Consider the following 10,234-nt stretch of genomic DNA (forward strand, 5'->3'; position numbering starts at 1 on the left):
CGGCCACCCGGTGCAAGTACAGCGAGTGCCTGCTCCAGGACCGAGTCAAGGTCAGTCAACTCGTTGTTGACCTGGATGCGGATCGCCTGGAAGGCACGAGTCGCAGGATGCTTGCCCTTCTCCCACGCGGGATTTGCCTCTTTAATCACTTCCGCCAAATGCTTGGTGCGCGTAAAAGGTGTCTTTTGGCGTTCAGCGATAATGGCGCGCGCCATACGCTTGGCAAAACGCTCTTCCCCATATTCTTTAAACACCCAGGTGATATCGTCTTCGCTCGCGGTGTTAACCCAATCCGCTGCACTTTGGCCGCGGGTCTGGTCCATCCGCATATCGAGCGGGCCATCCTGCATAAAACTGAAACCGCGCTCGGCTTCGTCCAATTGCGGTGACGACACCCCCAAATCCAGCAAGACACCAGCGACCTGACCAGTCATCCCGCGCGCCTCTACAAGCTGAGCCAATTCCGCAAACGAACCGTGGGCGATTGCAAAGCGGGCATCATCAGCGAAACGGGCGTTGGCAGTGGCGATAGCGGCCAGGTCTTTATCGATTCCGAGCAACCGGCCATCGGCAGATAGCTGCTGCATCACCAAGGCACTGTGGCCGCCGCGCCCAAAGGTGCCATCCACGTAAAAGCCTGAGGTATCGGTGACTAGCGCCGCGACCGCCTCATTCAAGAGCACGGTTATATGTTGTGAGTCAGCCACGCCGGTACCTAAAAAGAGAGATTTTGTAAGTCGGCAGGCATATCGCCTTCTGCCGGCTGATCCATCAGGGCGTTCCAGCTGTCTTCATCCCACAGCTCCAACTTATTGCCCAGACCAACCAACATGAGTTTTTTATCCAGATGCGCAAATTCGCGCAGGGTGGGGGGAACCAGAACACGGCCATTCGCATCCATCTCAAGATTCACTGCCTGCCCAATAAAACGGCGTTGAATCCGGCGAACATGCTCATTTCCAGCGGGAAGTGCTTGCACCTTGGCAAGTACAGGTTGCCATTCGGCTTCGGAGTAAACCAACAGGCAGCGTTCATACATGTGTGCAGTCACCCACAAACGCGCAGCACCAGACGCTGCCAGCGAGTCGCGGATGCGCGCTGGTATCGCCATGCGACCCTTGGGGTCCATGCTGATGGAGTGACTACCTGTTAAATCGGACACGTTTCACCACTTGCCGGGTTTATTTTCCACAAAAATCCACAATTACCCACATTTCCCCACGACGCTCACTATAAATCGGGGTGATGCAATGTCAAGCAAGCAATTGCCAAAAGGCGCATAAAATCACTGCGAAAATCGGGAAATTTCGTCAAACATGAAGGGAAAATGCAATGGGGACGAACCACAAAAACCAACTTAAACAACAAAAACAAAAAGATAGGCGCCATACTTAATGTAAAACATTAAGTATGTAATTATTTCGCAGTGATAATAGGGAATTTATATAAGGATTAGATCTATATAAGAGATAGGAGGGCACAAATCAGGATCTGTAAGCAGTAAAAAGCTGAATCTTAGGAGCATTGTACCTAAAAAAGTAGCGGTATACGCCAAAGCGGGCAGCCTAACCTAGAGGACACTTTTAAATCAAGTCCCGTCTCGTTGCACCGAAAATGATCGATATGTATGATCGTTGCAACAGAATCTGGAGCTATCCCTATGGGACAATAAGCCTTCATCAAACTAGGAAGTTTTTATAATGAACAAGATCCTCACTTTCTTGCTCTCAATGATATTCGCCACCAACGCTTTTGGTGGATTTATTAATGCCAATGACCTGACGGCTGGTGCCAACATCACCAACAACTTCGGCAGCTTGGCAACACTGCATTGGGTAAGCAAAGAGCAAAACAAGCAAGCTAATATCAGCGCGCTAATTGTCAATCAGGCAGATACCGAGTTTTCGGGAAACTACTCCCAATATTTTGGCTCGGACAATGGCCAATCTGGCACCTATGGCCTTGGCAATTTACAAGACACCCTCAATGAACCGGCAAACTACCCTGAAGAAAATGCAATTTACGGCGCCATCGCAATCAGGTTTACACAACCTGTGCTCAGCTTTGGATTTGAGGCAGAGAATTTTAACAGTGATGAACAATTTGCATTTCTTTTCACGCCACAAGGTAACCTGATCAGGCGCGAAACAATTATACCCGTGGGCATTACAGGAGACTTTGGAGTTCCCATATGGGGCTACAAACATACGTTTGATCTAACCAATCAAAATGTTGGCTCAATCATCCTTGGATCGTGGAGCTCTGCAACTTACTACTACAAGCTTAGTATTGATACGACACTACCCGAACCATCGAGCATTTTAATGCTAGTTCTGGGACTAAGTTTGCTGGTGATTAAACAGGTAAAGGCGTTCAGCTTGCGATACGTAGCACCTTAGAAAGTGTGCATCAAAAAAACATAATCAAGTGCAATGAGTGGATAAAAACGGAGTCAGCCTGTAAGCCGGGTTCTGTCGTGGACAGTCATTCATCTGGGACTAACGTCACCGCTAGCCTCAAGCAACCTACCCGAATCCGATGCGGGCCGCACCAATGGATTCCTATTTGGTCTTGCTCCGAGTGGGGTTTACCATGCCGCAGCCTGTTGCCAGTTGCGCGGTGCGCTCTTACCGCACCCTTTCACCCTTACCGTCATTCTTGCGAATGCTTAGGCGGTCTGCTCTCTGTTGCACTTTCCGTAGGCTCGCGCCTCCCAGGCGTTACCTGGCACTCTGCCCTATGGAGCCCGGACTTTCCTCCCCGATGCACCAAATAACACTCAAGAGAGATATTCAGTTAACATCAGAGCGACTGTCGGGCCGACTCCGAGGCCGCACCTTACTCGCCAGAATCGACAAGCGCAAGTTCAGCCTTTGAACAAAAGCCACTTTTTTTGCGAACTTCGTCACCAAAAGTGGCAGCCTTATTACCACTTTGGAGCAAAGCTTTTCATTAACTGGTATTTTTGCCACTTTAAGCTATTAATTAACAAGTATTTATTGCCCCACTTTGGGCAATTAACACTCTTCACGCACAAACTTCACAATAAAAGCCAAGGAGACTCTCCCGTGAAAGCGCACAAGCATAACCTTCTCGCAGCGGCTATCGCTTTATCTCTGACTGCACCTGCAATCGCCCAAGATGATAGCCCGGCACTTGAAGAGGTGATGGTAACTGCACAAAAACGTCCGCAAAGCCTGCGCGATGTTCCATTGTCGGTGAATGCACTCGGGGGAGAGAAAATCGAATCTGCCGGTATCACTAATATCGAAACCATGGCGGATTACATCCCCAGCTTCAATATGACTCAGACCGGTATAGGTACCAACATAGCCATCCGTGGCATCAGTTCCGGTGTAAACCAGGGTTTTGAGCAGTCCGCGGCACAATTTATAGACGGAATTCACTACGGTCGCGCGCAGTTGTCGCGCGCGCCCTTTCTGGATATCGAACGCGTAGAGGTCCTGCGCGGCCCGCAAAGTATCATCTTCGGCAAAAACTCCACCGCAGGTGCAATCAGTATCACCACTGCCAAGCCTGGTGATGAACTGGAAGGAAAACTCAGTGCGCTCTACGAGCCGGAACACGGCGAGCAGGATGTGCGCCTGATATTGTCAGGCCCAATCAGCGATACCGTCGGTGGCCGCCTTGCCATTTTACAAAGCAGCCTCGATGGCTATATGGAGAACACCACGCTGGATCGCGACGAGTCCGGCGATAAAAATCGCGTGATCCGTGCGACCCTGCAATGGCAACCGAGCGACCTGTGGGACATTACCCTCAAGATGGAAGATGGATCATTCGACAGTAATGGGCGCAACATCGAAGTCGTTAAACCGGTGGGAGGATCTTACGCGAATGCCCTATCGTTCTTCACTCAAGGCGCCTATCAACTTGATACGACTCATGATTGGAAGCGCCAATCAAATGGCGATTACAGCTATAACGATACTGAAAACATCACACTCAATATCGAGCGGGAGTTGGGCGAGCACACTATCACCTCGGTGACTGGTTACAACGCCTACACCTACCAAGAGCTGTGCGACTGCGATTTTACCGGGGCATCAGGCTTTAACATCCTATCGGATGAGGATTACAGTCAGGTCAGCCAGGAACTTCGTATCACGTCACCCGAGGATGGAACTATCAGCTATCTCGGAGGTGTGTTTTTCCAAAGCAGCTCGCTGAAGTTCCACGATGCAGTGCGCGTTCCCACTGACAGCTTTATCGCTACCGCCTTCTCATCACTACTCGGTGCCCAAGCCGCTAATTTACTGCGCGGTGCATCAACCCAGCGCGACTTCGAACAGGATACAGATCTGGCCGCAATATTCGCCCAAGGGACATGGAATTTCACCGACTTGTCGCGGTTGATTGTGGGAGCCCGCTATACCCAGGAAACCAAAGAAGCTAGTCGCCACCAGTATCACGTTAGCAATACTGGCGTGACTCTGCCTCAGGGAACCACAGCGCAGCCTTACAACCTGATCTGGAGCCAATTCAAGATCGATCCTCATGCAGTTAAAGGTGATCGAGATGAATCCGGCTTTACGCCACTGATCACATTCCAACACGATTTCTGGGGCACAGACATGGTCTACCTCAGTTACACCACAGGGTTTAAGTCCGGTGGTTTTGACGTCCGTGCCAACGCTGCGCCTAATGAACTGGATGGTATTTACCCAAATATTGAGGGCACTTGGGAATTTGAAGAGGAAAAGGTTAGAAACTTCGAGGCAGGTGCGAAGCTTGTATTGGCCGATGGCGCAGCAGAGTTGAACGTTGCCGCATTCCGCTCTGAATTCGAAGATATGCAAACCAGCCAGTTCGATGGCAGCCTCAGCTTCAACGTGACCAATGCGGGTGAAGCTGTAGTGCAAGGCCTTGAGATTGATGGCCGCTGGGCAGTCATTGATAACGTCATGTTGCGCGGTGGCGCAGCCTACATCGATTTTGAATACACCGATTTCCCCAACTCGCAATGCTACTTTGGGCAACCTGCATCCGAGCGCAACCCAACCAACCCAACTGTGTGTGATGCCACCGGCAAACGCCGTGAATTCACCCCGGAAATTCAGGGGAATGTGGGCATCGATTACACCTTGAACTTCAGCAATGGCCTCAAATTAGTTAATACATTGGACGTTATATATAGCACTGAGTACCTGACCACTCCGTCATTGGATCCCAAGTTTGAGCAGCCGTCCTACACCAAAATTAATGCTCGTATTGCGCTGAGCGGTAACGATGACATGTGGGAATTGGCATTGATCGGCAAAAACCTGACGGACGAATCGGTAGTTACCTATGCCAACGGTTTACCGGTAGCGACTACAGTATCGAGCGGCACAGGCTACTACGCCTTCTACGAACGCCCTAGAAATATAGCGCTACAGGGAACCATTCGCTTTTAATCCACGGCAGCAAAAAAGTATCAACAAACCCCAGCCCAGTGCTGGGGTTTGCCTTTTTAGACTTACGCGCTAATCCTTCGCCCACATTACTGCTACTATTAATATGACTTATTTTTTGCTTCATCTCTCGGATTAACAGTAATGAGCGATTCACCCGCTGGGCAACCTGCACCCAAAAAAGCCCCGCACACCACAATCTTGCTGCAACACAATGCTCTTAAAGGATTCCTGCTCGCCGCCGCTGGCTTGTTTCTCTTTGCGTGCATGGACAGCACCACCAAATACCTGACCACCCATTACAACGTTCCCTTTGTGGTGGCGATGCGCTATATCGTCCATTTTTTGCTGATGGTGATGATCCTCGCCCCGCGCCATTCAGCTCAGCTGGTTTACACCCAGCGCACCGGATTAGTGGTCGCGCGCGCGGTTGTATTGACCATCGCGTCGCTCTGTATGGGTATGGCATTGCACCGCATGCCACTGGCAGAAACCACGGCGATCAACTTTCTCGCGCCCACGCTGGTAGCGTTACTCGCCGGCTCCATGCTGGGTGAAAAGATTGGCGGCTGGGGCTGGGCGGCGATCGTCACTGGCTTTATCGGCGTGCTACTGATTGCCCGCCCCGGGGGTGGGCTGGATGCTGTAGGCATTATGTTTGCGCTGGGTGCAGCGGCAGCCAACGCGACTTATCAGTTGTTATCGCGCTTACTGGCCAGCACCGAAAAAGCCATCGCCCTGCTGTTTTACACAGCACTGCTTGGCTCAATTATCTTTGGCATCGCCCTGCCCTGGTTTTGGGAAAATGAAGCGCCAAGTGAGTTAGAGGTGATTTTACTGCTGAGCATGGGGGTTAGCGGCGGCTTGGGACACTACCTGTTTACCCTTGCCTATCGGCATGCGCCCGCATCCATGCTAGCTCCAACTACCTATTTGCAACTACTTTGGGCGGGATTGTTGGGCTGGATTATTTTCGACACCATCCCCGACAGCATGAGCTTGATCGGTATGGCGATTGTGGCGGCATCAGGCCTTATTATTGCGTTCAAATCCCACTAGAAACCCGCACCAACTCCGCCAGGTTATTTTGTTAAATGGTGCTGGAACACTTAAAAAAAAAGACCACCTAACAAATGAGTACCAGCAAAAAAATCAACCTTGGCAAACGCCTGCAACACATTGAATCCATGGTAACCAAGCAATACGATCACATTTGGGATTGCTGCTGCGACCATGGTTTGTTAGGCGCTGCACTGCTTTCGCGACACGCAGCGCCTAATATTCATTTCGTGGATATAGTTCCCGATCTTATGCATGAACTGGAACATAAACTGAAACAGTTTTTTCCAAAAAAGCCTGATCCGCACACTCAATGGCAAGTGCACTGTATAGACGTCACAGCCCTGCCCTTACAACAACTCAGCGGAAAACATCTCGTGATAATTGCCGGAGTTGGCGGCGATTTAATGACGGAATTAGTTCGCGCGATTTATCAAAAAAATCCTGCATGTGAAATCGATTTTTTACTCTGCCCAGTACACCATCAATTCACCTTACGACAGCAGCTAATCCAATTCGATTTCAGCTTGAAAGCTGAAACCTTGATTATTGAAAACCAGCGCTTTTATGAAATTTTATTAGTCTCAACAGAAAAAATTTCCAACTCAAAAATAAATCCCATTGGCAGCCTCATCTGGCAAAGCAACACACCTGAACAAGCAAAAATCGCTGCTGATTACCTAAAGAAAACACTGGATCACTACAAGAGGGCTCAATTAAGTCGTAAAGCTGAAGTGCAGCATATTATTGATGCCTATAGCACTATAGCTGCACAATCATTTTATCTATAGCCAAAACACCAAACAGTACTCACCCTCACAGACCACGCACCCCAAAAATATTTTTCTCACCAGGCTTCCGCACGCGCCGACATTATCTTGTTAGATAAAAATCCATTAACTGATATTAGTAATAGCCGAAGTATTAGTGGTATATATACTCGCGAGCGATGCTTTTCCAAATCAGGCATTAAAAACTTCTTAAGTCTGCTCACATGTTGCAATAGCAAAATGTAAATCAAAGTGGCAAAAAATATGACTCCGGATGTAGATCCCAAAGTAGACGTATGGCTGGTATACGACGGCGAATGCCCTGTATGCAAAACCTACTGTAAATATATCCGCATACGCGCAGCGGTCGGCAATTTGCATTTGGTTGATGCACGCCAGCCAGGTGAGTTGATGGATGAGATAACCCGCTTGGGGTTGGATATCGATCAGGGTATGGTGCTGAAATTTAAAGATGCTATCTACTATGGGCCAGATGCAATTCATATGCTCACGCTGCTGAGTACACCCTCCGGCATTTTTAATCGCATTAATTATTATGTGTTTAGCACTAAAGTGGGGTCAAAAATTTTCTACCCAATCGGTAAAGCCTTTCGTACACTTTTGCTGAAATTGCTCGGCATCCGCTATATCGACAACTTGAAAAAAGATTCAAAAACGTCGGCTTCATAAAAAAATAATCCCGCACAGGGCGAGATTATTAGGCAGCAACGGCGAGCAGCTGTTAGAACTTGAATTTCACCCCCACATCGATGCTGCGTTCGGTACCCACGTAAATACCCTGACGCAAACTGGCGATGTACTGTTCATCGGTCAGGTTCTTGGCGCTGGCGCTCAGGCTAAGATCCTTGCTGAACTCGTAGATCGCGTTCAAATCCAGCAGCGTATAGCTATTGATCTGGCCGGTGAAAAAGCCGGATGTACTCTCGGTGATAGGCTTGGTGTTAAGCACATCCGTGTATTGCTCACCGGTGTGATGCACGCTGAGTGCGGTGCGCAACTTGCCGGTTTTGTACTCCAGGCTCATGTTGGTCACCCACTCAGGAACATAGGTCACGCGATTGCCATCGGGTGTGGTGATGTTGCCATTCGCATCGCGGCGCGCGCCCACAAATTCCGCATCTGGAATGTAGGTAGCGCTGGATTTGAGGGTAAAACCAGCGCCCAGCTCCCAACCCAGTGCCGCTTCAAGACCTTGATGAAGCGTCTCACCACCATTGGTACGCTGGAACTGACTGTTCGAGTTGGCCGGGATAATCTGATTGTCAAAATCCATACGGAAGAAAGTCAACTCGTAGGTCAACTGCTCGCGCGCGCCACGTACACCCGCCTCGATATTCACCGAACGCTCAGCGTCCAGCTGCTGATCTTCCAAGCCGTTAAGTGCATCGCTATTGAGCGCGGGCGAGAAGGCTTTGTAGACGCTTGCAAAACCTTGCAGCGCAGGATTGATCTGATAGGTAGCACCTAGCCCCGGCAGGATTTCCGTGTTGGAAGTGTCGGCCTCATTATTGGTTGCAGCGCGTTTGTTTTTGCTGGTTTGCTCGTAACTTTCAGCGCGCAAGCCTGCAGTCACCGCAAAACGGTCAGACAGGGTGAAACGGTTTTGTGCATAAAGGGCGAGACTATCGGCGGATTCAACCGCATCTCTGCTGATGGTGCCGGTACGCGGCGTAGCCCTGGTCGCGGCAATGGTCACATCATCCATAGATTCATTCATCGCCCGCACACCAATTTCCGCCTCGTTCGCCAAACCAAACAACTGATGCTGCAGCTTGAGGCGGCTATCGATACCAAACCGATCAAAGCTGCGGTTGTTGCCGTTCAAACTGTCGGTATAAACCCAGCGCCCGGCGGCCACTGAAGCGGCATTGTTGGTGGCATAGCGCCAGTAGTCACGATAGGTTTCACTTCCGTACACCAACGTGGTCAGCTTGGCGGTCGGGCTGATGTCCCACTCGTGGTTCAAATCCAGCGCGCGACGGCCACTGATAAAATAATCGTCCGGTGCCGGATTGTAGTCCGCGCCCTCTTTGTAAGCCCGCAGGAATAGGCCGCGATAGGAGATGTTGGCCTCGCTGTCGTAATCGCTGAATTTCAGGCTCAACCACTGATTATCGCCCAACGCCAAGCCGGTTTTGATCATCACATCGGTCATGTCATAACCCTTATCCAGAAAACCATCGCTACTGGCATGGGTGATGAAAGCGCCGAACTGCGCTTCCTGCGATGGCGTTGAGCCACCGACTTCCAGTGTCGCCTCACGGCTGTTGAATGAACCGGCGCGCGCCTCAAGCTGAACGCCATCTTCAGGTTGCTTGGTGATGTAGTTAATCACGCCGCCAATGGTGCTGGGGCCGTAACGCAAAGAAGCGGCGCCTTTGAGGACTTCAATCGTTTCCATGCGTTGGATACGCGGGTTGTAGTAGCGGCCATTGCCCACAAACAAACCGGGCGCGATGGGCACACCATCTTCAAGGATCAAGGTTTTGTAATCGGCAGAACTCAGACCACGAATACCAATATTGGCAACAATCGCACTTTCTTCTTCAGGTTTGATGGCCACGCCGGGCACTGATCGCAAGGCCTCTTCTGTCGAACGGGGTTGACGAATCTGCAGCTCTTCTTCCGTCACAATCGCAACAGCACCTGGCTGGCGCTCGCTATCGCCCTCCTCTGTACCCACAACCACCACCTTCGGTAGCACCTTGGTCTCTGCTTCGGCGATGGCAGGCAAAGCGGCACCACTCAAAGCTAGCGCCATAGCAACAGCAAGTGGATTAGGTAAAAAACGGGCTGCGCGAGCAGCGGGAATCGCGGAATAACGCATGTAAAGTTCCTTGGGTTTTAGTGGTTAACAATCGCATCAACGCGACTGACTGCAGCTGATTATGGCAATCAGATACGTGTGCCATACATTTTCAGATGCGCCACTATAACAAACAGGAATAATTTACATCAAACTTACATCAA

8 protein-coding genes and 1 other RNA gene are annotated in these 10,234 nt (G+C 50.3%); 5 read left to right on the forward strand and 4 right to left on the reverse strand.

Annotation, left to right across the window (positions count from 1 at the left end; all coding sequences use genetic code 11):
• Both rsmH and mraZ read right to left on the reverse strand, forming a co-directional pair.
• The coding region (rsmH, locus tag ACWA6V_RS10395) for a 16S rRNA (cytosine(1402)-N(4))-methyltransferase RsmH (protein WP_449522423.1) at positions 1–707 on the reverse strand (707 nt) is incomplete at its 3' end.
• A gap of 8 nt (positions 708–715) precedes the next feature.
• Positions 716–1,162, reverse strand: a complete 447-nt coding sequence (gene mraZ / locus ACWA6V_RS10400) for a division/cell wall cluster transcriptional repressor MraZ (RefSeq protein WP_331353200.1) — start codon at positions 1,160–1,162, stop codon at positions 716–718.
• Positions 1,163–1,700: 538 nt separating this feature from the next.
• Between mraZ and ACWA6V_RS10405 the strand changes: the two genes are divergently transcribed.
• On the forward strand, positions 1,701–2,399 hold the full coding sequence (locus ACWA6V_RS10405) for a PEP-CTERM sorting domain-containing protein (protein ID WP_449522424.1): 699 nt from the start codon (positions 1,701–1,703) through the stop codon (positions 2,397–2,399).
• 45 nt (positions 2,400–2,444) lie between these two features.
• On the opposite strand, the gene rnpB is transcribed toward ACWA6V_RS10405, so the two are convergent.
• Positions 2,445–2,827: RNase P RNA component class A (rnpB, locus tag ACWA6V_RS10410), an RNA gene on the reverse strand.
• A 241-nt stretch (positions 2,828–3,068) separates the two neighbouring features.
• Between rnpB and ACWA6V_RS10415 the strand changes: the two genes are divergently transcribed.
• The 4 genes from ACWA6V_RS10415 to ACWA6V_RS10430 all read left to right on the forward strand — a co-directional run bounded on the left by ACWA6V_RS10415 (position 3,069) and on the right by ACWA6V_RS10430 (position 7,933).
• Positions 3,069–5,417 carry a TonB-dependent receptor gene (locus ACWA6V_RS10415; RefSeq protein WP_449522425.1) on the forward strand — a complete coding sequence of 783 codons (2,349 nt, stop codon included), beginning with the start codon at positions 3,069–3,071 and terminating at the stop codon, positions 5,415–5,417.
• Between the two features lie 141 nt (positions 5,418–5,558).
• Positions 5,559–6,473: a DMT family transporter gene (locus ACWA6V_RS10420; protein WP_449522426.1), complete on the forward strand. Its 915-nt coding sequence runs from the start codon at positions 5,559–5,561 to the stop codon at positions 6,471–6,473.
• Positions 6,474–6,547: 74 nt separating this feature from the next.
• A complete protein-coding gene (locus ACWA6V_RS10425; RefSeq protein ID WP_449522427.1) occupies positions 6,548–7,264 on the forward strand; it encodes a tRNA (adenine(22)-N(1))-methyltransferase in 717 nt (238 codons plus the stop codon).
• Between the two features lie 243 nt (positions 7,265–7,507).
• Positions 7,508–7,933 carry a DCC1-like thiol-disulfide oxidoreductase family protein gene (locus tag ACWA6V_RS10430; RefSeq protein WP_449522428.1) on the forward strand — a complete coding sequence of 142 codons (426 nt, stop codon included), beginning with the start codon at positions 7,508–7,510 and terminating at the stop codon, positions 7,931–7,933.
• 52 nt (positions 7,934–7,985) lie between these two features.
• On the opposite strand, the gene ACWA6V_RS10435 is transcribed toward ACWA6V_RS10430, so the two are convergent.
• Complete coding sequence (locus tag ACWA6V_RS10435) at positions 7,986–10,091, reverse strand: TonB-dependent receptor family protein (protein ID WP_449522429.1); 2,106 nt, start codon at positions 10,089–10,091, stop codon at positions 7,986–7,988.
• Positions 10,092–10,234: the final 143 nt, after the last annotated feature.

This window comes from Cellvibrio sp. (assembly GCF_053579595.1).